Source organism: Geodermatophilus sp. TF02-6 (genome assembly GCF_003319115.1).
GTDB lineage: Bacteria > Actinomycetota > Actinomycetes > Mycobacteriales > Geodermatophilaceae > Geodermatophilus.
The window spans coordinates 182290-208733 of the sequence record NZ_QOHF01000001.1 but is presented as its reverse complement, the minus strand read 5'-3'; the positions used below and the strand labels follow the sequence as shown (position 1 = coordinate 208733).

The following is a 26444-nucleotide window of genomic DNA, read 5'->3' as shown; positions in this document are numbered from 1 at the left end:
GGACCGCCATGCCCAGACTCGAAGGCAAGGTCGCCTTCATCACCGGCGCGGCGCGCGGCCAGGGCCGCTCGCACGCCGTCCGGCTGGCCCAGGAGGGCGCCGACGTCATCGCCGTCGACGGGCTCACCGACGTGGCCAGCGTGGGCTACCCGATGGCCACCCAGGACGACCTGGACGAGACGGTCCGCCAGGTCGAGGCGCTCGACCGGCGCATCGTCGCCAGCAAGGTCGACGTCCGCGACGGCGCCGGCCTGGCGCGGGCCGTGGACGACGGGGTCGCGCAGCTGGGCCGGCTGGACGTCGTGCTGGCCAATGCGGGCATCGCGTCGTTCTCGCCGGCCGAGGTGATGTCGGACCAGGTGTGGGACGAGACCATCGACATCAACCTCAGCGGCGTCTTCAAGACGGTGCGGCCGGCCATCCCGCACCTGAAGCGCAACGAGGACGGCGGCGCCATCGTGCTGACCAGCTCGGTCGCCGGGCTGCGCGGCGTCCCGAACATCGCCCACTACTGCGCGGCCAAGTTCGGGCTGGTCGGCATGATGAAGGTGCTGGCCATGGAGCTCGCCCCGCACCGGATCCGGGTCAACACCGTCCACCCGACCAACGTGGACACGACGATGATCCAGAACGAGTCCACGTACGGCGTCTTCTTCCCCGACCGGGACGCGTCCACGGTGACCAAGGAGGACGCGGCCCCGGTGTTCCAGGAGACCAACCTGCTGCCCGTGCCCTGGGTGGAGCCGGCCGACATCAGCGAGGCGGTCCTCTTCCTCGTCGCGGACTCCGGCCGGTACGTCACCGGCGCCCAGATCCCGGTCGACGCCGGCTATTCCACCCGGTGAGCGCAGTCACCCGCTGAGCCCGGACCCGCCGCCGGACGATGTGCGGCATCGGGGGCCGGCCCGGCGGGCCGACCCCCGACGCACACGGTGCTCAGCTGACGGTGGCGGGCTCCTTGGCGTCGGCGTCGGAGAAGACGAAGCCCTCGTAGCCCTCCGCCGCCACCTCGTCGCACTTCTGCCGGTACGGGCCGACGCCGCCGATGTAGGGCATGAACACCCGCGGCTTGCCGGGCACGTTGGACCCCATGTACCAGGAGTCCGCGGTCGGGTAGAGCGTCATGTGCCCGACCTCGTCCACGTGTGCGGTCCACGCGTCCTCGGCCTCGACCGTGGGCTCCATGGTGTCCTTGCCCTCGGCCCGCATGTGGGCGATCGCGTCGGCCACCCACTCCACGTGCTGCTCGATCGACACCATCATGTTCGACAGCACCGACGGGCTGCCCGGGCCGGTGATGAGGAACAGGTTGGGGAACCCGGCCACCTGGATGCCCAGGTAGGTGCGCGGCCCGGCGTGCCACTTGTCGGCCAGGCGCACATCACCGCGGCCGCGGATGTCGACCGCCGTCAGGGCGCCGGTCATCGCGTCGAAGCCGGTGGCGAACACCAGGTCGTCGAACTCGAACTCCTCCTGCGTGGTGCGCAACCCCTTGTGCGTGATCTCCACGATCGGCGTCTTGCGCACGTTGACCAGGCGCACGTGCGGCAGGTTGTACGTCTCGTAGTAGTTGGTGCCCAGGCACGGCCGCTTGGTGCCGAACGCGTGGTCGTGCGGCTGCAGGTCGGCGGCGGTCTGCGGGTCCTCGACGATCTCGGCGATCCGGTCGCGGACGTACTGGGCCGCCGTGTCGTTGGCCTCCTTGCTCGTGATCATGTCGGTGTAGCCGGTGAGGAAGGTGACCAGGCTGTTGTCGGGGTCGTACCAGGCGAGCTCGTAGTGCGCGGCGCGCTCCTCCTCGGAGGCCTCGAGTGCACCCTTGGTCGCCGGCGGGACGGCGATGCCGAACCCGGACTCGCGCGCGGCCTGCCGGTGCTCGGCGTAGCTGGCCTTGACCGAGCGCTGGTGCTCCGGGTCGATGGGGTGGTTGTGCGCCGGGACGACGAAGTTCGGGGTCCGCTGGAAGACGGTCAGCTCGGTGGCCTGCTCGGCGATGCGCGGGATGGCCTGCACGCCGGAGGAGCCGGTGCCGATGACGCCGACCCGGCGGCCGGTGAAGTCCACCCCCTCCTGGGGCCAGTGCCCGGTGTGGAACCAGCGGCCTCGGAACAGGTCCAGGCCAGGCACCTCGGGCACCTTGGACGTCGACAGGCAGCCGGTCGCCATGATCACGTACTGGGCCGACAGCTGGTCACCCCGGTCGGTGCGCACGTGCCAGCGCTCGACGTCCTCGTCGAAGACCGCCTCGGTCACCCGGGTCTCCAGCTGGATGTCGCGCCGCAGGTCGAAGCGGTCGGCGACGTGGTTGACGTAGCGGAGCAGCTCCTCCTGCGGCGGGTACTTCTCCGTCCACTCCCAGTCCTGCTCGAGGTCGGGGTCGAAGGAGAAGCTGTAGTCCATGCTCTTCACGTCGACGCGGGCGCCCGGGTAGCGGTTCCAGAACCACGTCCCGCCGACGCCGTCGCCCTTCTCGAACACCCGGACCGTCAGGCCCAGGCCGCGCAGCTTGTGCAGCAGGTACAGGCCGGAGAAGCCGGCGCCCACCACGACGGCGTCGACCTCGGGGAGGCCGCTCGCCGCGGTGCGCGAGGACTGCTGGTGCGTCTGGGTCATGTGCTCGCGTTCCTCTCGGGGGTTGCCCCGGCCGCCGCCGGCGACCGGGGAGTGGGTGGGGATCAGGCGGGCTGGGCGGTGAGCTGGCGGTCGACGGCCTCGGCGACGTAGCCGATCCCGGCCTCGCTGCCGGGCAGCACGTTGACCATCGTGAAGAAGCCGTGCATCTGGCCGTCGAAGCGGCGCGACTGCACCGGCACGCCGGCGGCGCGCAGCGCCTCGGCGTAGTCCTCGCCCTCCTGGCGCAGCACGTCGTGCTCGGCGGTGAGGACGACGGCCGGCGGCAGGCCCGAGAGGTCGGCGGCCTTCGACGGGCAGGCATCCGGGTTCTGCCGCACCGCGTGCTCGGGGGCGTAGAGGTCCCAGAACCAGACCATCGACTCCCGCGTCAGCATCAGCTGGTTCTCCGGGTCGCGGTAGGTCTCGTTGTCCAGGTCGCAGTCGGTGACGGGGTAGACGAGCACCTGCATCGCGATCGCCGGGCCGCCGGCGTCCCGGGCCTTCTGGGCCGTGATCGCGGCCAGGTTCCCGCCGGCGCTGTCGCCGGCGACGATCAGCGGGACGCGCGACCCGGCGATCTCCTCCAGGTGGGCGTCGACCCACTGCAGGGCGGCCCACGAGTCGTCGGCGGCGGCCGGGTAGGGGTTCTCCGGCGCCATCCGGTAGTCGACGAGGACGACGGCGCAGCCGGTCCGCTGGGCGAGCGTGCGGCCGAGGGTCTCGAACTCCGGCAGCGCCCCGATCACCCACCCGCCGCCGTGGTAGTAGACGAGCACCCCGCGCGGGGAGGGGGTCGGCACGAGGACGTGCAGGGGGATGGCGTACCCGTCGTCCGCCGGCGCGCTGGTCATCTCCGCCCGGTGCACGTCCGGCCCGGGGCCGTACATCTCACCCAGCGCCGCGGTCAGTCCGCGCGCCTCCTCGGGGGTCATCTCGTGCAGGGGCTTGGTGCCGCTCTCGGCCAGCTGGGTGAGCAGCGCCGTCGTCGCGTCGTCCAACGCCATGGGGGTCCGCCTTCCGCCGGGGTGCCGGGCGGCGTCACGGCCGTCCGGCTGTGAGGTGCGCAACAACGTATGCAACCATGCGCAGGGATGCAAGGGTTCGCCGGCCACGACGACCGCCCGGCGGCCGGTCCGTCGAAAACCTACGAAAGATGCGCAGGGACCCTGGCTGCGCGCGTGGGGATGTGGTTAGGGTCACGCACGTCCGGTCACTCGCGTCCGGCCGGCCGCGCCGTCCTCCGGGCCGCCCGCCGGACCGCTCCCGGGCGCGTGCCCGCGCGCCCGGCCGGCCGAGACCCTCCAGCCGAGATGCCGAGATGAGGAGCCGCTCGTGAAGACCGTCGGTGCACTGCTCTGGGAGCCCGGGACCCACTCCGGCTGGAGCGTCGAGGAGATCGAGCTCGACCCGCCCAAGCGCGGGGAGGTCATGGTCAAGCTCACCTCGTCGGGCATCTGCCACAGCGACGACCACCTCGACACCGGCGACATCCCGTTGCCGTGGGCGCCGGTCCTCGGCGGCCACGAGGGCGCCGGCGTGGTGACCGAGGTGGGCCCGGAGGTGCACGACGTGCAGGAGGGCGACCACGTCGTCCTCTCCTTCCTGCCCTCCTGCGGCAAGTGCCAGATGTGCGTCTCCGGCCGCGCGAACATGTGCGTGCTCGGCGCCGGGGTGCTGGCCGGGTACGCGCCGGACGGCACGCACCGCATCCACGCCCGGGGCAAGGGCGTCGGCGCGATGAGCTACCTGGGCACGTTCGCCCCCTACGTCACCGTGCCGGTCGACGCGGTCGTGAAGATCGACGAGGAGATCCCGCTGATGCCGGCGTCGCTCATCGGCTGCGGCGTCCCCACCGGCTGGGGGTCGGCGGTCTACGCGGCCGAGATCCAGCTCAACGACACCGTGGTCGTCTTCGGCACCGGCGGGGTCGGCATGAACGCCGTGCAGGGCGCCAGGCTGCGCGGGGCGAAGAACATCGTCACCGTCGACCCGGTGGCCTTCAAGCGGGAGAAGGCCGAGGAGTTCGGCGCGACCCACTCGGTCGCCTCGTTCGAGGAGGCCGGGCCGCTGGTCGAGCAGATGACCGACGGGCAGGGCGCCGACCGGGTGATCATCACCGTCGACGTGGCCCGCGGCGAGATCGTCGAGCAGGCCAACCAGCTCACCCGCCGCGGCGGGGTCATCGTGCTCACCGCCGCCGCGCCGGTGATGCAGCGCGACGTGCAGTTCGACCTGTTCAGCTTCGCGATGTCGGGCAAGCGCCTGCAGGGCTCCCTCTACGGCACCACGAACTCGCGCAACGACATCCCGCTGATCGCCGACCTGTACAAGAGCGGCCGGCTCAAGCTCGACGAGCTGATCACCAGGACCTACCGGTTGGAGGACATCAACCAGGCCTTCGCCGACCTGCGCGAGGGCAAGAACATCCGCGGCGTCATCGTCTACGACGACTGAGGACGGCGGACATGACGCTCACCCCGGCCGAGACCCGCACCGCCGACCTGCTCGACATCCAGCGGGCCACGCACGTCTACGCCCGTGGGCTGGACCGCTTCGACCCGCAGGAGGCCGCGTCGGCCTTCACCGACGACGCCGTCTGGGACGCCACCGCGGTGGGCCTGGAGCGGTTCAGCGGCCGCGCGGCGATCCTCGGCTTCTTCGAGCGCGACGCCGCGGCGATCGCCGACCAGTTCCACGTCATCACCAACCACGTCGTGGACTTCGCCGACGACGGCGACACCGCCCGCGGCACCAACTACGTGTTCTCCGAGGGCCACACCAAGTCCGGGTCCGCCTTCAAGGCGATCGCGCTCAACGAGGACGTCTACCGGCGCACCGCCGACGGCTGGCGGATCGCCGAACGGCGCATCTCCGCCCTCACCCCACCCGAGCTCGAGGGCTTCGACGCCTGACCCCGCCCGACCCCAGCCCCAGCGGGGCCGAAGTGGCCACTTCGGCCCTCGACCGAGAGGACCCGCATGACCGCGGTACAGGAGCGCGCCGAGGCCGGCGTGCGCTCGTTCGACAGGCTCTTCATCGGTGGACGCTGGGTGCCACCGGCCACCGACGAGAAGATCGAGGTGGTCTCGCCGATCACCGAGGAGGTCGTGGCCACGGTGCCGGCCGCCAGCCCGGCCGACATGGACGCCGCGGTCGCCGCCGCACGCAAGGCCTTCGACGAGGGGCCCTGGCCACGGATGACCCCCGCCGAGCGGGCCGCGGTGCTGCGCCGGGTGGGGGAGGAGGTGGCCCGGCGGATCCCCGAGATGGAGGCCTCCTTCACCGCGGAGATCGGCGCGCCGGGGATGATCAGCAAGGCCTTCCACGCCAACGCCTCGGCCATGTGGGACGACGCGGCGACCCTCGCCTCGACCCTGCAGCTGGAGGAGGAGCGCACCCTGCCCGACGGCGGCACGGCCCGGATCGTCCGCGAGCCGGTCGGTGTGGCCGCGGTGATCATCCCGTGGAACGGGCCGGTGGCCACCGCGTCGCTGAAGATCGCCCCGGCGCTGGCGGCGGGCTGCACCGTCGTCCTCAAGCCGGCGCCCGAGGGCCCGGTGTCGGTGATGGTCCTCGCCGAGGCGCTGGAGGCCGCGGGCCTGCCCGAGGGCGTGGTCAGCATCCTCCCGGGCGGGCGCGAGGTCGGGGAGTACCTGGTCAAGCACCCGGACGTCGACAAGGTGTCCTTCACCGGGTCGACCGCGGCCGGCCGCCGGATCATGGCGCTGTGCGCGGAGCGGATCGCCCGCATCACCCTCGAGCTCGGCGGCAAGTCGGCGGCGATCGTGCTGCCCGACGCCGACGTCGCCTCGGTCGCCCAGACGGTCACCTTCTCCGGCATCGGCAGCTCCGGCCAGGTGTGCGCCGCGCTGACCCGCCTCGTCGTCCCCCGGGACAAGCAGGACGAGGTCGTGGAGAACGTCAAGGCGATCATGGAGTCGGTCAAGGTCGGCGACCCGCGCGAGGAGGACACCGTGCTCGGGCCGCTGGCCGCCGAGCGCCAGCGCGACCGGGTGGAGGGCTACATCCGCACCGGCATCGAGGAGGGCGCGCGCCTGGTCACCGGCGGCGGCCGGCCGGAGGGACTGGAGCGCGGCTACTACGTCCAGCCCACCCTGTTCGCCGACGTCGACAACTCGATGCGGATCGCCCAGGAGGAGATCTTCGGGCCGGTCATCTCGGTGATCCCCTACGACACCGTCGAGGACGCCGTCCGGATCGCCAACGACTCGCCGTACGGGCTGTCCGGCGCCGTGTTCACCGCGGACCCGGAGCTCGGCGAGTCGGTCGCCCGCCGGGTGCGCACCGGACAGATCTACGTCAACGACTGGGGCATGTGCGTCACCCAGCCCTTCGGCGGCTACAAGCAGTCCGGGTTGGGCCGCGAGGGCGGCCCCGAGGGGATCGGCGGCTTCCTCGAGACCAAGCTGATCCAGGGCATCGGCGCCCGTCCCACGAGCGAGCCGGACGCCGAGACACCGCCCGCCCCGTAGCCCACCGGCCCGCGGCTCCGGCCCCGCGACGCGGGACCGGAGCCGCGGTGTGTCAGGCCGCGGCCGTGACCAGCTCCTGGGCCAGGGCGTGCGCCTGGCGGGTGGCGAAGACCAGCCGGCGCGGGGCGTAGGCGTCGCCGAGCACGTGCACCTCGGGCAGCTCGGGAGCCAGCTCGTCGTAGAGCCCGGAGTCCGAGACGCTGCCGCAGGCCAGGACCACGGAGTCGAACTCCCCGACGGTGCGGACCACGCCGGAGTAGACGTTGCGGGTCGTGATCGTCGTGCGGCCGATGCCGACGACCTCCTCCATGAACCGGAAGCGCACGTCCCGGGCGTCGAGCCGGCCGAGGATCGCGCCGACGATGTAGCGGCCCAGCAGCGGCGCCGGCTGGGCGGTGGCGTAGACCACGGTGACCTCGCAGCCGCGCTCGGCGAGGGAGTCGGCGACCGACAGCGGGGCGACGTGGTCGTCCTGGGCGACCACGGCGACGCGGCGGCCGGGCGCGGCCCGCCCGGCCAGCACGTCCCGGACGTCGTGCACGTGCCCGGCGGTCACCCCGTCGATGGCCGGGGTGCGGGGGCCGGCCCCCGTGGCGACCGCGACGACGTCCGGGCCCAGTGCCCGGACGTCACCCGCCGTGGCCCTGCACCCGGTCCGGACGTCGACGGCGAGCGCGGTGAGCCGGCGCCGCTGCCAGTCGAGGTACTGCGTGTAGCCCTCGTGGCGCGGCGCCCGGACGACGTAGCGCAGCTGCCCGCCCAGCTCGTCCTCCGCCTCGAGCAGCGTGACGGAAAGGCCCCCCTCGGCCGCCAGGGCCGCCAGCTCCATGCCGGCCGGCCCGCCGCCCACCACGACCAGCCTGCGTCGGGACGCCGCCCGCGGCCAGGGGCCCTCCACCTCGTGGCTGGTGGTCGGGTTGACCGCGCAGCCGAAGGGGAGGCCCTCGACGTAGCGGCGGCTGATGCACTCGTTGCCCCCGACGCAGGGGCGGATCTCGGCGGTGCGGCCCGCGCGGGCCTTGCGCAGCAGGTCGCCGTCGGCGATGTGCGCGCGGGCCATGCCGACGAGGTCGGCGTGCCCGGCGGCGAGCACGTGCTCGGCGACGTCCGGGTCGGTGACCCGGCCGGTGTAGACGACCGGCAGGCCGACGCCCTTGCGGAGTTCCCCGACCAGCGGGGCGAACTGCGCGGGCGCGACGTAGGTCGGCTGGATGTAGCTGGGGTTGCCCCACGGGCTGCCGACGACGCCGTGCACGTAGTCGATCAGCCCGGTCGACTCCAGGTACTGGGCGATCTCGACGCCCTCGTCCACCCCGTACCCGCCGGGGACCTCCTCGCGGACGTTGAGCCGGACCCCCACGGTCATGGTGTCGCCGACGACCTCGCGGATGGCCCGCAGCGTCTCGACGGAGAAGCGGCAGCGGTTCTCCAGCGACCCGCCGTAGGCGTCCTCGCGGTGGTTGGTCAGCGGGGACAGGAACCACTCGTGCAGGTCGTCGTGGTTGAGGTGCAGCTCCACCCCGTCGGCCCGGCCGGCCTGGGACAGCCGCGCCGACTCGGCGTACTCCCGGACGAAGGCCTCGATGTCGGCCCGGGTCATCACGTGCGGCACCAGGTTGATGGTCGGGGCGCTCATCACCGCCGAGGCGCCGTGCGGCATGCCGCCCTGGTGCACCATCTGCACCGACACCGACGTCCCCAGCGCGTGCAGGGAGTCGCAGAACTGCTGCACCCGCTCGACGAAGAACGGGAGGCGGAAGAAGCCGGTGGTGGCCGCGCCCACCCCGGTCGGCTCGAAGCCGGGGATGAGCGTGTTGGCCACGTGCGTCGAGAGGCTGCTCACCCAGCCGGCGCCGCCGTCCCGGCACCGGTCGACGAAGTAGGCGATGTTGCGCGCCGCCTCCTCCTCGGTGCCGTAGACGTTCCCGATCGCCGAGGCGTGCGGCGGCAGGACCACCCGGTTGCGCAGCCGCATCGTGCCCACGTCGATCGGGCTGAACAGGCGCGGGTACGGCGGGGTGGCCGGGCCGGACGGCGGCGTCGCCGTGCTGGGGGCTGTCATCGGGACCTCCTCGGGCGGGGGCCCCTTTCTATCTTTTTCTGCGCATGATTACTACGGAACTCCTTGCGGCAGGGCGGGTCGGGCGCTAGGCATGGGGTCCCTGCGGTCGACGAGGAGGGTGTCGTGGCGGACGAACCGGACCTGGAGGCGCGCCTGGCCCGACTGGAGGACCGCACCGCCATCGCGGAGCTGGCCGTGCTGTACGGCTTCGTCATGGACGAGCGCGACGAGGAGGGGATCCGCGCGATCTTCTGCGAGGACGCGACGCTGCGGTCCCAGGACGGCGTGTTCGCCGCCCGGGGCATCGAGGAGATCGTCACGACCTACCTCGGCCGGTTCGCCGCCCTGGGCCCGACCAACCACTTCACCCACGGGCACGTGATCCGCTTTGACGACGCCGACCCGACCCGCGCCACGGGCCTGCTCGCCTCGCACGCGGAGGTCACCCGCGACGGGGCCGCCATGCAGGTGGCGCTGCGCTACAAGGACACCTACCGCAAGGCCGACGGCGCGTGGCGCTTCGCCGACCGGCTGATGTCCTACATGTACTACATGCCCCTCGCGGAGCTGCCCGAGGGCCTGGGGGACCGCCTCAGCGTCCGGGCCTACGGCGACCGGCGGCCGGCCGACTGGCCGGAGGTCCTCTACTCCGACGAGGGCAACGCGTTCCTGCGACAGTTCTACGAGTAGGGGCCGTGCACGTCACCGACGCGCACGTGCACCTGTGGCGGCTCGCCGACCGGCCGCAGCCGTGGATCGACCCGGTCGCCATGGCGGTGATCCACCGGGACTTCACCGAGCAGGACCTGACCGCGGCCGCGGCGGGCGCGGGCGTGGACGAGGTCGTGCTCGTCCAGGTGCTCAACCGCGAGGACGAGACCGAGGACCTCCTGCGCCGGGCCGCCGGCTGCCCCCTCGTCTCCGGCGTGGTCGGCTGGGTCGACCTGGCCGCCGTCGACGTCGAGGACCGGCTCGACCGCCTGCGCGGCCTCGCCGGCGGAGAGCTCCTGCGCGGGGTGCGCCACCAGGCCCAGGCCGAGCCGGACCCGGGCGCGTGGATCGGCCGCCCCGAGGTGCACCGCGGGATGGCCCGGCTCGGGGCGCAGGGCCTGGTGTGCGACCTGATGATGCGACCGGCGCAGCTCGAGCCGACCACGGCGGCGGTGCGCGCGCTGCCGCAGACGACCTTCGTCCTCGACCACGCGGGCAAGCCACCCGTGGCGGCCGGCTGGCACGCCGAGGAGTCGCGGTCCTGGCACGCCGGCATCCGGCGTCTGGCGCGGGCGCCGAACGCCTGCTGCAAGCTCTCCGGCCTCACCACCACGGCCGACCTCGAGCGGTGGACGGTCGAGGACCTGCGTCCCTTCGCCGAGGCGGTGCTCGAGGCGTTCGGGTCCGGGCGCGTCCTCTTCGGCAGCGACTGGCCGGTCAGCCTGCGGGCCGGGGACCACGCCAGGACGGTGACCGGCGTCCGCGAGCTGCTCGCCCCCTTCGGCGCCGAGGAGGCGGCCGCCGTCCTGAGCCGCACCGCGCGGCGGGTGTACCGGCTCGGAGACGCGTCCGCGGCATGAGCGCCGTGTCGCCGGCCGTCGGGTCCCGCCGTTCGGGCAGCGAGCCGGCGCTCGTCGGGTGCCTGGTGCTCGTCGTCGTCGTGGTCGGCCTCATCAGCAGCCTCGGCGCGCCGCTGGTCCCGGAGATCGCCGCGGACCGGGGGGTGTCGGTCCGGTCGGCCCAGTGGTCGGTGACCGTCGCGATGCTGGTCGGTGCCGTGGCCGCGCCCGTCCTGGGCCGGCTCGGCGACGGGCCGCACCGACGCCGCGTGGTCCTGGCGGCGCTCGCGGTCGTCACGACCGGCTGTCTGCTCGCCGCCGTGCCGCTGGGCTTCGCCGGTCTCCTGGCCGGGCGGGCGATGCAGGGCGTCGGCGTCGGGATGATGCCGCTCGGCATCGCCATCGCCCGCGACCACCTGCAGCCGCTGCGCGCGGCTCCCGCGGTCCCCCTGCTGTCGGTGACCACGGTGGCCGGTGCCGGCCTCGGGTACCCGGTGAGCGGGGCGCTCGCCGAGCTCGGCGGCGTCGAGGCGAGCTTCGCCTTCGGCGCGGCGGTGGCCGGCGCCGCGCTGCTGCTCGCCGTGCTGGTCCTGCCGCCGGGCGGGCACCTGTCGCCCGTGCCGTTCGACCTCCCGGGAGCCGTCCTCCTCGCGGTCGCGCTGACCTCGGTGCTGACGGCGGTGAGCGAGGCGGCCGCGTGGGGATGGGGGTCGCCGGCCGTCCTCGGCCTGCTCGGGGTCGCCGGGTGCAGCGCCGTCCTGTGGACCCGCCACGAGCTGCACCGGCCGCAGCCGCTCGTGCAGCTGCGCCTGCTGCGGCACCGGGAGGTGCTGCTCGCCGACCTCACCGGTCTCGCGGCCGGCGTCGGCGTCTACCTGCTGCTGTCGGCCGCGACCCGGCTGCTGCGCACCCCGCGGGACGAGCCCGACGGCCTGGCGGCCTCGGTGTTCGTCACCGCGTCGGCGATGGTCCCCTTCGCCGTGGTCAGCCTGGCCACGGCGCAGCTGGCGCCGCGGCTGCTGCGCGGCCGCGACGCGGCGCTCCTCCTCCCCGTCGGGTGCGTCCTGTTCGGGGCCGCGATGGGGCTGTTCCTCACCGCGCGGCACGACGTGGCCCTGGTGTTCGCCACGATGGCCCTGGCCGGGCTCGGCGCGGGGTGCACGTTCGCCGCGATGCCCGGCCTCATCGTGCGGGCCGTCCCGCCGTCGGAGGTGGGCAGCGCCGTCGGCTTCAACCAGGTCGCGCGCACCATCGGGTACGCGACCGGCAGCGCGCTGAGCGCCGCGCTCCTCAGCGCCTACGGCGGGTCCGCGGACGGCTTCCCGGCCGCCGCCGGGTACGACGCCGCCGCCGTCACGGGGCTGGTCGTCGTCCTCGGCGCGGCGGCGGCCAGCGTCGTCCCGCGGCGCCGGCCGCCGACCCGGTCGGCCGCCGCACCGGACACGGACGACGCCCCGACCGGCGCCGCCCACCCCCTGCCCTGAACGCCGGAGCCCGACCTTGACGTCAGAACGCTGCGCATGATTAGCATGTGTCGGCGCGTCGTCGCCAGCCCGTCGGCGGCGCGGACCCGGGCGTGGGGGATCCGGCGGCACCCCGGCGGGACCACGCCGGCCCGTCGGTGCGCGCCGGGACCGGCGACCCACGGAGGAGGACAGGGTGGACTTCAGCTCGAACCCGCTGCACGAGGACATCCGCCGGGCCGTCCGGGAGATGTGCGCGCCGTTCGACGACCAGTACTGGATGGAGCACGACATCTCCCACGAGTTCCCGTGGGAGTTCTACAACGCCGTCGCCAAGGCCGGCTGGCTGGGCATCACCATCCCCGAGGAGTACGGCGGCGGCGGCCTGGGCGTCACCGAGGCGGCCATCGTCGAGCAGGAGATCTCGGCGACCGGCGGCGGGATGAACGCCTGCAGCGCCGTGCACATCGGCATCTTCGGCTTCGACCCGATCATCCGGCACGGCTCGGAGGAGCTCAAGCAGCGCTTCCTGCCCCGCGTGCCCTCGGGCGACCTGCACATCTCCTTCGCGGTCACCGAGCCCGACGCCGGCACCGACACCTCCCGCATCACCACCTTCGCCCGCAAGGTGCCCGGCGGGTACCGCATCTCGGGCAAGAAGGTGTGGATCACCAAGGCGCAGCAGGCCGAGCGGATGCTGCTGCTCTGCCGCACCACCAAGCTCGCCGACGTCGCGAAGAAGACCGACGGCATGACGCTGCTGTTCGCCGAGATGGACCCCGAGCACGTGCAGATCCGCGAGATCCCCAAGCTCGGCCGAAACGCGGTGAACACCAACGAGCTGTTCATCGACGACCTGTTCGTCGCCGACGAGGACGTCGTGGGCGAGGTCGACAAGGGGTTCCGGGCCATCCTCGCCGGCCTCAACGCCGAGCGGATCATCTCCGCCAACGCCGCGCTGGGCATCGGCCGCGCCGCCGTGCGCCGCGCGACCACCTACGCCAAGGAGCGGATCGTCTTCGACCGGCCGATCGGCCAGAACCAGGGCGTCGCCTTCCCGCTCGCCGAGGCGCTGATGCGCCTGGACGCGGCCGACCTGATGGTGACCAAGGCCGCCTGGCTGCTGGACAACGGGCTGCCCTGCGGGCGCGAGGCCAACATGGGCAAGTACCTGGCGGCCGACGCGGCCTTCTTCGCCGCGGACGCCGCACTGCAGACGCACGGCGGCTTCGGGTTCGGCAAGGAGTACCACGTCGAGCGGTACTTCCGGGAGGCCCGGCTCAAGCGGATCGCGCCGATCAGCCAGGAGATGGTCCTGAACTACCTCAGCGAGCACGTCCTGGGCCTGCCGCGCAGCTACTGACCGAGCCCCTGCTGATCGAGCCCCTGCTGATCGAGCCCCTGCTGATCGAGCCCCTGCTGATCGAGCACCGCCCGAGCCCGGGAGGACGACGGTGAAGCCGTACCGCACGGTCCTGTTCGTGCCGGCGCACAAGACGTCGTGGTTCGACAAGGCCGCCGCCTGCGGCGCCGACGCGATCTGCTTCGACCTCGAGGACTCGGTGCCCGACCACCTCAAGGCCGCAGCACGGGGCGAGGTCGCCGACGCGGTCGCGCGCCTGAGCCAGGAGCGCCCCCGGACGGGGCTGTTCGTCCGGCCCAACTCGCTGGGCACCGGGCTGGCCGGGGCCGACCTGGAGGCGACCGTGGTGCCGGGGTTGACGGGGGTGTTCGCCCCCAAGGTCGACACCGCCCTCGACGTGGTCCGCTGGGACACCCTGCTCGACCACGTCGAGGCGCGGTCCGGCACCTCGGGCGTGGAGTACATCATCCCCGTGGAGACCGTCCAGGGGATCCAGCACTGCGAGGAGATCGCCGCGGCGAGCCCCCGCGTCGGCGCGGTGATCGGGCCGACGGCCGAGCACGCCGACATCGCCAAGGCGGTCGGCTACGAGTGGAGCCCCGAGGGCACCGAGTCGCTGTACCACCGCACGCGGATCCTGCTGGCCACCCGCGCCGCCGGCCGGCACCCCCTGACCGCCCTCTGGGAGCGCATCCACGACCTCGACGGCCTGCGGGAGTTCACCGTCCGCGGCCGGAAGACGGGGTTCCGCGGGCAGGTCGTGCTGCACCCCACGCACGTCCCGGTGGTCAACGAGGTCTTCACGCCGGACGCCGCCACCATCGACTTCTACCGCGGGCTGCTGTCGACCTACCGGGAGGCGGAGGCGCGCGGGGACGGCGCGGTCGTGTACGGCGACGTCCACGTCGACAAGGCGCACGCGGACAAGGCGGTGGAGTGGCTGGCGCGGGTGGACCAGCTGGCCGAGCTGAACGGCGGCAGCTGAACCCGACCGAGGCTGGCCGGGCGCAACGGCGCCAAGTGAACCCCGATCGAGGGAGGACGCGCAGATGGCAGGCCTGTTCTTCGAGGAGTTCGAGGTCGGCCGGGAGTACCGGCACGAGTGGTCGCGGACGGTGACCGAGACGGACACGATCCTCTACACGTCGCTCACCATGAACCCCGCGCCCATCCACCTCGACGAGCACTACATGCGCACCACGCTGCACGGCCAGCGGCTCGTCCCCAGCCTGTACACCGCGGGCCTCATCGGCGGGATGATCGTGCACGACCTGACCCTCGGGACGACGCTGGGCAACCTCGGCTACACCAAGTTCGACTTCCCGAAGCCGGTGTTCCACGGGGACACGCTGCGCGCGGAGTCGACGATCCTGGACAAGCGGGAGTCGAAGAGCCGCACCGACAGCGGCATCGTCTACTTCGAGCACCGGGGCATCAACCAGCGCGGCGAGGTCGTGCACATCGCCCACCGGGCGGGCCTCATGCTGCGCCGGGACGCCGCGGGGCCGTCGAACATCGACGCGCTCGTGCAGTCGGCGGAGTCCGAGGCCGGCGCCGCCGGCTGACGGCGGCCACCCGGTGCCCCCGCGGGTGGACGTCGCGGTGCGGTCCCGCGACGGTCTCGGCGAGAGCCCGTGCTGGGACCCGCGGCGGCGTGAGCTGCTGCGCGTCGACGTCCGCGCCGAACAGGTGGTCCGCTGGTCGCCCGACACCGGGCACGAGGTCCGCACGGACGTCGGCGGCCCGGTCAGCCTGGTCGTGCCGGACGACGGGGGCGGGCTCGTGGTCGCCGGCGGCAGCACCGTGACGCGGTGGCGACCCGACGGGACGCGCGCGGTGGTCTGCCGCGTCGACCCCGACACGGCCGCGACGACGACGAACGACGGCGGGTGCGACGGCCGGGGGCGGCTGTGGATCGGGACCTGGGACCGGGACGGCGGAGCGCGGGCCACGCTCTCGGTCGTGGACCTCGACGGCTCCGTCCGCGTCGCGGAGTCCGGTCTGTCCGCCGCCAACGGGCTGGCGTGGGACGCCGCCTGGTCGGTCGCCTACCTCGTCGACACGCCCCGCCGGGTGGTCTGGCGCTACGCCTACGACCTGGACGCCGGCGCCCTGGGTGCCCGCGAGCCGTTCGTCGAGTTCGCCGAGGGGACCGGCCTGCCCGACGGGCTGGCCACCGACCGGGCGGGCGGCGTCTGGGTCGCCCTCTTCGGCGGCGGGGCGGTGCACCGCTACGACCCCGACGGGTCGCTGACCCAGGTGGTGCCGGTGCCGGTCACCCACCCGACCAGCCCGGCGTTCGGCGGCGACGGCCTCGACGTCCTCTTCGTCACCACCTCGAGCGCGCACCTCGACCCCGGGCGCGCGGCCGCCGAACCGCTCGCCGGCAGCGTCCTCGCGTTCCCCGCGGAGGTGCCGGGCGTCCCGGTGGGGGTCTGCTCCGGGGAGGGCCCGGGCGCCGGCCCGCCGCGGCCCTGATCGTCGCGCTTTACAAGGCCCTTCCCGGCTGGCTATGGTGCCCACCACACATGCGAATGATGCGCATGTTAAGCCGGCATCGAGGAGGACCCCCCGTGGCTCGCAACCCGCTCCGCCGTCCGCGCGGCCGCGCCGTCCGGGCCGGGATCGCAGCGGCCCTGCTGATGAGCGCGGCGGCCTGTGGCGGAGGGGACGGCGGCGGAGGCGGCGACTCCGGAGGCGGCGACTCCGGAGGCGGCGGCCTGCCGGACACGATCCGGCTGGTGTCGGTGAACCCGACGACGGGCGTGGTCGCCTTCGCCGGGAACGCGGCCAACAAGGGCTACCAGCTGGCCGTCGAGGAGATCAACTCCTCCGACCTGCTGGGCGGCAGCACGCTCCAGCTCGACCTCGTCGACACCAAGAGCGAAGCGCAGACCGCGGCCCAGCAGGCCACCACGGCCATCGCCGACCAGGACGTCTCCGCGATCTTCGGGTCGGTCTCCAGCGCCGAGGCGGTGGCCATGTCGCCGCTGCTGCAGAAGCAGGGGCTGCCGGTGGTCTACACCCAGGCCGGCAGCGAGGGCGTCATCGCCGGCGACTACACCTGGCGGGCCACCCCGCTGATGAGCTCCTACTACCCGATCGTCTCGAGGTTCGTCGAGGAGCAGGGCGCCAGGTCCATCGGCGTGGTCTACACCAGCGCCCTGCCCACCCTCGACGAGGTCGGCAGCACGACCATCCCGCAGATGGCGAAGGACCTCGGCATCCAGGTCACGGCCAGCATCGACACCCCCGCGACGACCCAGGACTTCTCCGCCCCCATCTCGCAGGTGCTCGACACCAACCCCGACATCATGGCGATCCTGCAGACCGGAGCGTCCAACGTCACCGCGATGCAGCAGCTGCGCCAGGCCGGCTACACCGGCCCGGTGCTCGGCAACTCCGGTGCCGGCGCGGGCAACCTCAAGCCCGCCGGTGCCGACGGCGCGGGCATGGTGTGGCCGGTCGACTTCAACTACCAGCAGACGGCCACGTCCAGTCAGGACTTCGTGCAGGCCTACCGGGCCAAGTACGACGAGGACCCGCTCAACTACGCCGCCGAGGCCTACGACGCGGCCTACTTCCTCGCCCGCTCCATCGCCGCGGCCGGCTCGGCCGACCGCGCGGCGATCAAGGACGCCATGGTCGAGGAGGGGACGAAGACCTTCGACGGCGCCCTCGGCGAGGGCCTGTCCTGGGAGGACAACACCATCGTCGTCCCCGGGGTGGTCGTGCAGTGGAACGGCACGGCCGAGGAGATCCTCTACGAGGCATCCGCGCAGGACTGATCCGCTCGGACCGATCCCGCCGAGGGTGAGGAGCGGGCACCCATGACCGGACGACCGGCGCGAGAGGAGTCGCGGTGCAGGACCTCGTGAGCGTCGTCACGCTCGGCTCGGTCTACCTGCTCTTCGCCCTCGGCATGAGCCTGACCTGGGGCACGATCGACATCCTGAACTTCGCCCACGGGTCGATCTTCATGTTCTCCGCCTTCTCGGCCTCCCTGGTGCTGGAGCGGACGACCCTGGGGCTCCTACCGGTCCTGCTGATCGGCGCCGCCGTGGGCGCGCTGATGTCGCTGCTGATCCAGGTCGTCGCCTTCGAGCAGATCATCAAGCGGGCCAGGGACAGGCGCACCGCGGAGATGCAGATCCTCATCGGGGGGATCGGCGTGGCGATCATCCCGCTCGCCATCGCCCAGCACCACACGCAGAGCAACCCCTTCGGGCTCTCCGCGTCCAGCTTCTCCGTCGAGTCGATCAGCCTGGGGGGCCTGCGGATCACCAACGTGGCCGCCCTGACGGTGCTGCTGGCCGTGGCCCTGTGGGCCGCCGCCGCGCTGTGGCTGCGCCGTTCCCGGCAGGGCCTGGCCCTGCGCTCGATCGGCGTGGACGCGCAGACCGCCGCCCTCATGGGGGTCGACCGCCGCCGGCTGGCCCTGGTCACCATGGCGGTCGCGGGGGCGACGGCCGGCCTGTCCGGGATCCTGTTCACCTTCTCCCTCGGCGCGATGACCCCGGAGAGCGGTGACACCCTGCTGGTCAAGGCCTTCGCCTGCATCGTCCTCGGCGGCGTCGGCAGCATGCTCGGGGTCGCCTTCGGCGCCTACGCGCTGGCCGCCGCGGAGGTCCTGATCCTCACCCAGACCAACGGCTCCTGGGTCGAGGCGGTGAGCTTCGGCCTGATCTTCCTCGTCCTGCTCGTCCGGCCCGCCGGCGTCTTCGGCCGCAAGGAGGTGCGGCGCACGTGAGCGAGCTCGCGAGCGAACCGGGACACACAGCAGCGGCGCCGCGAACGCGGCCGACGAGCTGGGGGCACCTCCCGCTTGCGGGGGACAGCGAGGAGGACTCGTGAGCGGCTTCCTCTCCACCAACCTGGTCCTCGTCCAGTCCACGCTCAGCGGCCTGCTCCTGGCGCTGTCGATCCAGGTCCCGCTCCGCATGGGGGTCTTCTCCTTCGCCGGCGCGGGCTCGTACGGCATCGGCGCCTACGGCGCGGGGATCCTCGTGCTCCGGTACGAGTACGGCGCCCTGCCCGCCATCGCCCTGACCGTGGTGGCCACGGCCGTCGTCGGGTTGCTGCTCGGCCTGCTCATCAACCGGCTGGCCGGCCTCTACCTCGCCATGGCCACCGTCGCCTTCGACCTGATCATCAGCGTCGTCGCGATCAACGGGGGCGAGCTGACCGGGGCCTCGACCGGGCTGTACGGGATCATCGCCGACTTCACGACGGCGCAGATGGTCGTGCTGACCCTCGTCGCGCTCGCCCTGGTGGCGCTCTCCGAGCGGGGCCGGCTGGGCCGGCGGGTCGAGACCGTCCGCGAGGACCCGGAGCTGGCCGCCTCGATGGGCATCAGCGTCCGGCGCTACCGGCTGGCCGCCTTCGTGGCCAGCGGTGCCCTGGGCGGCCTGGCCGGGGCCATGAACGTGCTGGTGCGCAGCACCGTCGGCCCCCTGGACATCGGCTTCGGCCTGATCGTGCTGGCCCTCACCATGATCGTCGTCGGCGGCTCGCGGTCGTGGGTGGGCGCCGTCATCGGCGCCGTCATCTTCACCTGGCTGCCCGACCTGCTCGCGGTGATCGGCGAGTGGCAGGAGCTGGTCTACGGCGTGATCGTGGCGGTCGCGGCGATCTACCTCCCGCGCGGCATCCACGGCGTCCTCGCCGACGGCGTCCGGTGGGTCCAGCGCAAGCGCCGCGACCGGCGGGCGGCGGCCGCCGGGGTCGTCGAGGAGGACGAGGACGGCGGGGTGCGGCCCCCCGAGGGGGAGGACCTCACGGGCGAGGGTGGGGTCCCGCTGCCGGCCCGCGCCGGACCGGACCCCGCGCACGCGCTCGACCAGCTCGCCGCACGCCCGCAGGCGGGGTCGTGAGCACCGCGGCGGCGCACACCGACCGGGTCGACGCCCCGGGCGCGGCGCCCGTCCTCGAGCTGCGCGACGTGGCCGTGCACTTCGGCGGGGTCAAGGCCGTCGACGGGGTCACGCTGACCCTCGAGCCCGGCCGGATCCACGGGATCATCGGCCCGAACGGCTCGGGCAAGAGCACCCTGATCGCCGCCATCACCCGGCTGACCCGGCTGACCCGCGGAGAGCTGCTCCTGGACGGCAAGCCGATCGACGACGTGGCGCCCTCGCGGCTGGCCGGCCTGGGCGTGGCCCGCACCTTCCAGACCGTGCGGCTGCTGCCCGACCTGACCGTCCGGGCGAACGTGCAGATCGGGGCCGACGCCCGGGCGGCCGCCGCCGGGCAGCGCCGGACCCGCCGGGGGTGGCGGGACCGGCTCCGGGGCGGCGGGACGTCGCCGGCCGTGGTCGAGGCGATGCGCCGCACCCGGCTGGAGGGCTTCGAGGACTTCTACCCGGCGGAGATGTCCTACGGCACCCAGCGCCGCGTGGAGATCGCCCGGGCGATCGCCATGCAGCCGCGGCTGCTGCTGCTCGACGAGCCCACCGCCGGCATGAACCAGACCGAGCGCGCGGAGATCTCCGCCCTGCTGCAGAGCATGCGCTCGGCCGGTCTGTGCCAGCTGCTGGTGGAGCACGACGTGCAGATGATGATCGACACCTGCGACCACGTGTTCGCGATGAACTCCGGGCGGCTGATCGCCGAGGGCGCCCCCCGCGAGGTCGTGCAGGACCCGCGCGTCCAGGAGGCCTACCTGGGCAGGAGGTGGCGCGAGCATGCTCGAGGTCAGTGACCTGCACGTCAGCTACGGCAAGATCGAGGCCGTCCGCGGGGTGGGCCTGTCCGTCCGGCCCGGGGAGATCACCCTGGTGCTCGGCGCCAACGGGGCGGGCAAGAGCACCACCCTCAAGGCCATCGCCGGCCTGGTGCCGCCGCTGCGCGGCTCGGTCACCCTCGACGGCGCCGAGACCACCGGGCAGGCCCCGCACCGGCTGGTCCGGCGCGGCCTGGCCCTGGTGCCCGAGGGACGCCGGGTCTTCGGTCCGCTCAGCGTGGCGGAGAACCTGCGGCTGGGCGGCTACACCGCCGGCAAGCGCTGCGAGGAGACGCTGGCCCGGGTCTACGACACCTTCCCCATCCTCGCCGAGCGCCGCAACGGTGCCGCCGGGCTGCTCAGTGGCGGCGAGCAGCAGATGCTCGCCTTCGGCCGCGCGCTGATGTCCCAGCCGAAGGTCGTGTTGATGGACGAGCCGTCGATGGGGCTGGCCCCGGTCGTCGTCGACTCGATCCTGGCCAAGGTCCGCCAGATGGCCGACGAGGGCATCGGCGTCCTGATGGTCGAGCAGAACGCCGAGGCCGGCCTCGACGTCACCGACCAGGTCGTCGCCATGGCGCGCGGCGAGGTGGTCTACACCGGCGCGTCGGGCGACGCCCGCAACCACGCCTCGGTGCTGCGGGCCTTCCTCGGCGAGGCGGCGCTCGCCGGGCCGGGCGCCTGAAAGAGGACCCCTCCTCCCCGTGAAGGACCCCCCTGCCCCCCGCCCCTCGCGAGCTCGCGCCAGGCCCCGTCCAGAGGCTCGTCGCGAGCTTGCGAGCGGTGAGGGGGACGGGGTCCTCCTACCTGGAGGGGCCGACCGCCATCACGCCGACCGAGGGAAGGCCGATGACCGACGACCCCGCACTGCTGGCCGTGCACAGCGCGCGGCTGTACCACCGCTACGCCAAGGCCGTCGACGACGGCGACCTGGACGCCCTGCGCGCCATGGTGACCGAGGACGTCGAGATCACCCGGGGCGACGCGCCGACCGAGCGGGGCGTCGAGGCCTTCCTGGACGTCTACCGCGCGCACAACGCGCTGCGGATCCCGGTGTGCCAGCACGTGGTGACCAACGTGCTGGCCCAGCGGGCCCGGGACGCGGGCGCGACCGGCGCCATCGAGACGTCCGCCTACTTCCAGGCCACCATGCTCGAGGAGCAGCGCACCCGCGTGGTCATCGGCTCCTACGCCGACGTGCACGTGGAGCGCGACGGTGAGCTCAAGCTCGCCCACAAGCGGATCCGCGTCGACCGGGTCCTGCACCTGCCGGCCGCGTCCGCCTCCTTCGTGCACGTGGGACGGGAGCCGTCGTGACCGAGCCCGCCGCGCACCCCCGTGGCGTGGTGGTCACCGGCGCCGCGCAGGGTCTGGGCCGGGCCATCCTGCAGGGCTTCGCCGAGGCCGGGTCGTCCGTGGTGGGCCTGGACCTCTCCGGCGGCGTCGAGGAGGTCGTCGGGGAGCTCGGTCCCGGGCACGACGCGGTGGTCGGCGACGCGGGTGACGCCGCGGTGCTCTCCCGCGCCGTCACCCGGGCGGCCGAGCTGGGCGGGGGGCTGGCCACCTTCGTCGCCAACGCCGGCGTCATCGCGCCGGGGGAGACGGTCACCTACCGGCTCGAGGACTGGGACCGCGTCCTGGCGGTCGACCTGCGGGCGGCGTTCGTGGGCGCGCAGGTGGCCCGGCCGCTGATGGGCGCGGGCTCGAGCATGGTCATGGTGTCGTCGGTCTCCGCCGCCCAGGGGTTCGCCGCCCGGGCCTCGTACTGCGCCGCCAAGGCCGGCGTCGAGGGCCTCGTGCGCTCCCTGGCCACCGAGTGGGGTCCCGACGGCATCCGGGTCAACGCCGTGGCGCCCGGGACGGTGGCCACCGACATGCAGCGGGCGATGCTGGCCAGCGGTCGGGTCTCCGCCGAGCGCTACCTCGACCGGATCCCGATGGCCCGCTTCGGCCGGCCGTCGGAGATCGCCGACGCCGTCGTGTTCCTCGCCTCGCCCCGGGCCAGCTACGTCAGCGGCGTGGTCCTGCCCGTCGACGGCGGCTGGGTCGCCGGCGGGCTGCCGGCGACGGTGTGACCCCCGGGGCCGTCGGCACGGGAGCGGCGGCCTCAGCCGCGCTCGCCGCCGCGGCCGTCGCCGGCGATCCTGCGGCTGTCGTGGCTGAGTTGCCGGCCGGTCGGCGTCACCTCGAGGACGGCCCGGCGGGAGCTGTCCAGCAGCCGGACGAACGCGGCCGGGTCGGCCGGCGCCATCCGGGCGGCGAACGCCGGGTAGAACCAGTCCTTGGTCGCCCGGTCCTCGTGCACGACGGCCGTGCCCTGCACGGCGACCATCCGGCGCCCGGGCATGCCGGTGCCCCGGTTGTCGACCACGATCGTCAGCCTCGGGTCCGCCCGCAGGGACTCCAGGTGGTCCCGCCCGGCGACGGCGGTCAGCCAGAAGCGGCCCTCGGAGCGCAGGAAGCTCATCACCACCGCGGCCGGCCACCCCGCCCGGGAGGTGTACGCGACCGTGCACTCGGTCTGCGCCGCGTAGAGGTCGTCCTGCTCGGTGCGGGCCAGTGCGGTCCCGCGCAGGTCCTCGATGTCGCGGACGCCGACCGGCACGTCGTCACCCGCCCGACCCGGCTCCCGACTCCGCGGCCCGCTCACCGCCCGGACGCCAACGCGACGCCGGGTGCCGGGACCGGCCGTCCTTGACAAAGCCTGTTCATCATATCGTTAGATTAGCGTGTCCCACACCACAGGAGGTCTGCACATGACCGGTCGGCACACCGCCGTCGAGGACACCGACGTCGAGGACGCGGTGGTCGTCGTGGGAGCTGGGCTGTCCGGCCTGGCGACGGCCCTGGGAGTGGCGCTGCACGGCCGGCGCGCGGTGGTCCTGGAAGCGGCCGACCTGGTGGGCGGCGCCGCTGCCTACTCCGGCGGCCAGGTGTGGTGCGGGGCCAACCACGTCGCCGCGCGGGAGGGCGTCGAGGACAGCCTCGAGCTCACCGAGCGGTACGTGCGCAGCATCGCCCACGCCCACCCGGAGGTCCTCGACGAGCCGGCGATGCTGCGCTGGATCCGGACCGCACCGCGGGCGGTCCGGCACTGGGAGGACGTCGGGGCGATCCGCTGGAAGGTCATCCCGGCGCTGGCCGACTACCACAACGAGGCCGACGGAGCCCTCGAGGTCGGCCGCTACCTGACCAACGAGGTCGTCGACGGCAGCGTGCTGGGCGACTGGCGCGACCGCCTGCGGGTCAGCCCCTACTTCCCGGTGGGGACGACCTACGACGACATGATGCTCAAGGGCCGGCGCGCCGCCTACGTCGAGGAGTCGGTCGAGGACGGGACCATCGCCACGCACGCCGGCGTCCCGGCGTTCGGTCTGGCCGACGGTCGGGAGGTGCAGCAGCCCGGTGCGGACGCCGACCCCCTCACGTTCGGCACGGGTGTGGTGGCCAGCTTCCTCGCCCGTGTGCTGCAGGAGGACCGGGTCGAGATCCGCACGTCCCACCGGGTGACCGAGCTGGTCCGGGACGGCGAGGGCCGCGTGACCGGGGTCCGCGCCGAGGGGCCGTCCGGAGCGGTCGAGGTGCGCGGCCCCGTCGTCCTGGCCACGAGCACCTACGACTGGGATCCCGACCTGGTGCGGGAGATGGTCGACCTGGACCCGGAGGACTTCGGCAGCGTGGCCCCCGAGACCCTGCGCGGCGACGGCATCCGGCTCGCCCGGTCGGTGGGCGGTGCGGTGGCGCGGATCCCGGCCACCAGCGTGCCGATGCTGCCCGGCTGGCGGTCGCAGGTCGGCACCGGCTACGGCTACGGGCCGGAGTACGCCATGCCGCACAGCATGATCGTCGACCGCACGGGCCGCCGGTACTGCAACGACTCCTACTGGGTGGACATCGTCGCCAGGACGCTGGCCCCCGGCGACCACCACCTGCCGTTCTTCCTCGTCTTCGACGACCAGCACCGGCAGAAGTACGGACTGGCCGCCACCCCACCGGGCGGGGACTACCCCGCGGGCTGGATCACCTCCGCCCCGACGCTGCGCGAGCTCGGTGATCGGCTGGGCATCGACGGCGCCCAACTGGAGGAGACCGCGGCGAAGTTCAGCGAGCACGCCGCACGGGGGGAGGACCCGGACTTCGGGCGCGGCACGGTCACCTACGTCAACCGCTTCGCCGGCGATCCGCGGCACCGGCCGAGCCCCGTGCTCGGGCCGATCACCCAGCCGCCGTTCCACGGGCTGCGCCTGAAGTTCGTCGGCACCGGGATCGGCTCCAGCGGCGTCCGCATCGACGGTGACGGCCGCGTCCTGGACGAGTCCGGCGGTCCGGTGCCCGGCCTGTACGCCGTCGGCTCGTGCGCGGCGCTGACCACCACGGGCAGCGGCTACAACAGCGGGTTCGCACTCGGTCGCGGGATCACCCTGGCCTACCTGGTGTCGAACGAGCTCGGCGGCGTCCCCACGCCGGAGTGACCCCCAGGAGTCCTCATGCCACACCAGCAGCCTGCCGTGTCCACCGGTGAGGAGCCCCTCGACGTCGTGGTGCTCGGCACCGGAGCCGCCGGCCTGACCGCGGCGCTGGCCGCGGCGGACGCCGGCGCCTCCGTCGCCGTGTTCGAGAAGGGGAACCAGGTCGGCGGGACCACCTGTCTGTCCAGCGGGGTGGCCTGGCTGCCGGCCAACCCGCTGGCCGCCCGGGCCGGCATCCCCGACTCGCGGGAGGAGGGGCTGACCTACCTCGACTCGCTGTCCCGCGGGCTGATCCGCGCCGAGCTGGCCGAGGCCTTCGTCGACACGGTGGGGGAGCTGCTCTCCTGGCTCGAGCAGCGCACCCCGCTGCGCCTGCAGCTGATCGCCAGCTACCCCGACTACCACCCCGAGCACCCCGGCGGGAAGCCGCGGGGCGGCCGGTCGGTGGAGCCGGCGCTGTTCGCCGTCCCCCGGCTCGGCGCGTGGGGCGACCGCATGGTGGGCGCGGTCCGCCGGACGGCGGTCAGCGAGTCGCCGATGGGTGGGGGCACGGGCGTGCTCGACCCCGCCGTCCTCGCCGAGCGGGAGGCCGCCGGGCTGGAGGGCGGCGGGCGCGGGATGGTGGCGGCTCTGCTGCGCGGGTGTCTCGACCACGGCGTCGAGCCGGTCCTCGGAGCCCGGGGCGTCGAGCTGGTCGTCGAGGGCGGCCGGGTCGCCGGGGTGCGGGTGGAGTGGGACGGGCGCAGCAGCGTCGTCCGCGCCCGCTCCGGGGTGGTCCTGGCCACCGGCGGCTTCGAGTGGGACGCCGACCTGGTGCGGGACTTCCTCCGCGGCCCGATCGCCCACCCGGCCAGCGTGCCGACCAACACCGGGGACGGGCTGCGCATGGCCATGCGCGTCGGCGCGGCGCTGGGCACCATGCGGGAGGCCTGGTGGGCGCCGGTCTGCCTCCTGCCCGGACAGACGCTGCAGGGGGAGCAGGCCGTGTACCTGGTCAACCGGGAGCGGACCCTGCCCGGGGCGATCCTGGTCGACCGGCGCGGACGGCGGTTCACCAACGAGGCGGCGAACTACAACGCGCTCGGTGGCGCCCTGCACGCCCTCGACCCGGCCGACCTCGACTACCTCAACCACCCCTGCTGGCTGGTCTGGGACGCCGCCTGCGCCGAGCGGTACGGCGGCTTCGGCCGCGGGCCGGGCGAGCCGCCGCCGGAGTGGGTGCTGCGCGCCGACTCCGTCGAGGAGCTGGCCAGGCGGATCGGCGTCCCGCCCGAGACGCTCGTCGCCACCGTCGCGCGGTGGAACGCGTCGGCGGCCCGGGCCGAGGACCCCGACTTCGGCCGCGGCACCAGCGCCTACGACGGCTTCCTCGGCGACCGGTCGGCCTACCCCGGGCCGGCCAGCACGGTCGGCCCGCTCGAGCGCGCTCCCTACCACGCCGTGCAGGTGTTCGCCAGCACCCTGGGCACCAAGGGCGGACCTCGGACCACCGTCGACGGTGCCGTCCTCGACGTCGACGGGCGGGTGGTCCCCGGCCTGTACGCGGCGGGCAACGCCATGGCCGGCGCCACGGGCATGGTCTACGGGGGTGCCGGCGGCACGCTCGGGCCGGCGCTGGTGTTCGGCTACCGGGCCGGGCGCGCGGCGGCACGGGCCGCCGGCCCGGAGACGGCCCGACCGCTCGCCGACGCGGTGCGCCCGTGACCGCGG

The 26444-nt window shown here is 73.7% G+C and carries 23 protein-coding genes and 1 pseudogene; 20 read left to right on the top strand and 4 right to left on the bottom strand.

What is annotated here, in order from left to right:
* Positions 1 to 8: 8 nt before the first annotated feature.
* Positions 9 to 845: a mycofactocin-coupled SDR family oxidoreductase gene (locus tag DQ238_RS01000; RefSeq protein ID WP_113779436.1), complete on the top strand. Its 837-nt coding sequence runs from the start codon at positions 9 to 11 to the stop codon at positions 843 to 845.
* Positions 846 to 936: 91 nt separating this feature from the next.
* On the opposite strand, the gene DQ238_RS00995 is transcribed toward DQ238_RS01000, so the two are convergent.
* Both DQ238_RS00995 and DQ238_RS00990 read right to left on the bottom strand, forming a co-directional pair.
* Entirely contained in the window at positions 937 to 2613 is a 1677-nt protein-coding gene (locus DQ238_RS00995) for an NAD(P)/FAD-dependent oxidoreductase (RefSeq protein WP_113779435.1), read from the bottom strand.
* Positions 2614 to 2675: 62 nt separating this feature from the next.
* Positions 2676 to 3617, bottom strand: coding sequence for an alpha/beta hydrolase (locus tag DQ238_RS00990; protein ID WP_113779434.1), 942 nt, complete (start codon positions 3615 to 3617; stop codon positions 2676 to 2678).
* Between the two features lie 328 nt (positions 3618 to 3945).
* On the opposite strand from DQ238_RS00990, the gene DQ238_RS00985 reads away from it, so the two are divergent.
* The 3 genes from DQ238_RS00985 to DQ238_RS00975 all read left to right on the top strand — a co-directional run bounded on the left by DQ238_RS00985 (position 3946) and on the right by DQ238_RS00975 (position 7106).
* On the top strand, positions 3946 to 5067 hold the full coding sequence (locus tag DQ238_RS00985; protein WP_113779433.1) for an NDMA-dependent alcohol dehydrogenase: 1122 nt from the start codon (positions 3946 to 3948) through the stop codon (positions 5065 to 5067).
* 11 nt (positions 5068 to 5078) lie between these two features.
* Positions 5079 to 5525 carry a nuclear transport factor 2 family protein gene (locus DQ238_RS00980; RefSeq protein ID WP_113779432.1) on the top strand — a complete coding sequence of 149 codons (447 nt, stop codon included), beginning with the start codon at positions 5079 to 5081 and terminating at the stop codon, positions 5523 to 5525.
* A 66-nt stretch (positions 5526 to 5591) separates the two neighbouring features.
* Entirely contained in the window at positions 5592 to 7106 is a 1515-nt protein-coding gene (locus DQ238_RS00975) for an aldehyde dehydrogenase (protein ID WP_113779431.1), read from the top strand.
* Positions 7107 to 7158: 52 nt separating this feature from the next.
* On the opposite strand, the gene DQ238_RS00970 is transcribed toward DQ238_RS00975, so the two are convergent.
* Complete coding sequence (locus DQ238_RS00970) at positions 7159 to 9168, bottom strand: FAD-dependent oxidoreductase (protein ID WP_113779430.1); 2010 nt, start codon at positions 9166 to 9168, stop codon at positions 7159 to 7161.
* 123 nt (positions 9169 to 9291) lie between these two features.
* Between DQ238_RS00970 and DQ238_RS00965 the strand changes: the two genes are divergently transcribed.
* The 14 genes and pseudogenes from DQ238_RS00965 (at position 9292) to DQ238_RS00900 (ending at position 22340) form a co-directional block, all read left to right on the top strand.
* Positions 9292 to 9858, top strand: a complete 567-nt coding sequence (locus DQ238_RS00965; protein ID WP_113779429.1) for a nuclear transport factor 2 family protein — start codon at positions 9292 to 9294, stop codon at positions 9856 to 9858.
* Between the two features lie 5 nt (positions 9859 to 9863).
* Positions 9864 to 10739 (top strand): amidohydrolase, encoded by an 876-nt coding sequence (locus tag DQ238_RS00960; protein WP_113779428.1) that lies wholly within the window; start codon positions 9864 to 9866, stop codon positions 10737 to 10739.
* Positions 10736 to 12202 (top strand): MFS transporter, encoded by a 1467-nt coding sequence (locus DQ238_RS00955; protein WP_113779427.1) that lies wholly within the window; start codon positions 10736 to 10738, stop codon positions 12200 to 12202. Before DQ238_RS00960 ends, DQ238_RS00955 begins: the two co-directional genes overlap by 4 nt.
* A 175-nt stretch (positions 12203 to 12377) precedes the next feature.
* Positions 12378 to 13544 (top strand): acyl-CoA dehydrogenase family protein, encoded by a 1167-nt coding sequence (locus tag DQ238_RS00950; RefSeq protein ID WP_113779426.1) that lies wholly within the window; start codon positions 12378 to 12380, stop codon positions 13542 to 13544.
* Between the two features lie 91 nt (positions 13545 to 13635).
* Positions 13636 to 14529, top strand: coding sequence for a CoA ester lyase (locus DQ238_RS00945; protein WP_113779425.1), 894 nt, complete (start codon positions 13636 to 13638; stop codon positions 14527 to 14529).
* Positions 14530 to 14587: 58 nt separating this feature from the next.
* Positions 14588 to 15109 (top strand): annotated as a pseudogene (locus tag DQ238_RS00940) (MaoC family dehydratase); the annotation flags it as partial.
* A gap of 37 nt (positions 15110 to 15146) precedes the next feature.
* Positions 15147 to 16022, top strand: coding sequence for an SMP-30/gluconolactonase/LRE family protein (locus tag DQ238_RS00935; protein WP_158550673.1), 876 nt, complete (start codon positions 15147 to 15149; stop codon positions 16020 to 16022).
* 95 nt (positions 16023 to 16117) lie between these two features.
* Positions 16118 to 17332 carry an ABC transporter substrate-binding protein gene (locus DQ238_RS00930; protein WP_158550672.1) on the top strand — a complete coding sequence of 405 codons (1215 nt, stop codon included), beginning with the start codon at positions 16118 to 16120 and terminating at the stop codon, positions 17330 to 17332.
* Positions 17333 to 17406: 74 nt separating this feature from the next.
* Positions 17407 to 18294 carry a branched-chain amino acid ABC transporter permease gene (locus DQ238_RS00925; protein ID WP_113779421.1) on the top strand — a complete coding sequence of 296 codons (888 nt, stop codon included), beginning with the start codon at positions 17407 to 17409 and terminating at the stop codon, positions 18292 to 18294.
* 100 nt (positions 18295 to 18394) lie between these two features.
* Complete coding sequence (locus DQ238_RS00920; protein WP_113779420.1) at positions 18395 to 19417, top strand: branched-chain amino acid ABC transporter permease; 1023 nt, start codon at positions 18395 to 18397, stop codon at positions 19415 to 19417.
* Positions 19414 to 20244 (top strand): ABC transporter ATP-binding protein, encoded by an 831-nt coding sequence (locus DQ238_RS00915; RefSeq protein ID WP_113779419.1) that lies wholly within the window; start codon positions 19414 to 19416, stop codon positions 20242 to 20244. The genes DQ238_RS00920 and DQ238_RS00915 overlap by 4 nt, the downstream gene beginning before the upstream one ends.
* Positions 20228 to 20950, top strand: coding sequence for an ABC transporter ATP-binding protein (locus tag DQ238_RS00910; protein WP_113779418.1), 723 nt, complete (start codon positions 20228 to 20230; stop codon positions 20948 to 20950). Before DQ238_RS00915 ends, DQ238_RS00910 begins: the two co-directional genes overlap by 17 nt.
* Positions 20951 to 21114: 164 nt before the next feature.
* A complete protein-coding gene (locus DQ238_RS00905) occupies positions 21115 to 21582 on the top strand; it encodes a nuclear transport factor 2 family protein (RefSeq protein WP_113779417.1) in 468 nt (155 codons plus the stop codon).
* On the top strand, positions 21579 to 22340 hold the full coding sequence (locus DQ238_RS00900; RefSeq protein WP_113779416.1) for an SDR family NAD(P)-dependent oxidoreductase: 762 nt from the start codon (positions 21579 to 21581) through the stop codon (positions 22338 to 22340). The genes DQ238_RS00905 and DQ238_RS00900 overlap by 4 nt, the downstream gene beginning before the upstream one ends.
* Positions 22341 to 22372: 32 nt before the next feature.
* On the opposite strand, the gene DQ238_RS00895 is transcribed toward DQ238_RS00900, so the two are convergent.
* On the bottom strand, positions 22373 to 22870 hold the full coding sequence (locus DQ238_RS00895) for a pyridoxamine 5'-phosphate oxidase family protein (protein WP_113779415.1): 498 nt from the start codon (positions 22868 to 22870) through the stop codon (positions 22373 to 22375).
* A gap of 151 nt (positions 22871 to 23021) precedes the next feature.
* Here DQ238_RS00895 and DQ238_RS00890 point away from each other — a divergent pair, with 151 nt between their 5' ends.
* Both DQ238_RS00890 and DQ238_RS00885 read left to right on the top strand, forming a co-directional pair.
* A complete protein-coding gene (locus tag DQ238_RS00890) occupies positions 23022 to 24737 on the top strand; it encodes an FAD-dependent oxidoreductase (RefSeq protein ID WP_113779414.1) in 1716 nt (571 codons plus the stop codon).
* Between the two features lie 15 nt (positions 24738 to 24752).
* On the top strand, positions 24753 to 26438 hold the full coding sequence (locus tag DQ238_RS00885; protein ID WP_113779413.1) for an FAD-dependent oxidoreductase: 1686 nt from the start codon (positions 24753 to 24755) through the stop codon (positions 26436 to 26438).
* Positions 26439 to 26444: the final 6 nt, after the last annotated feature.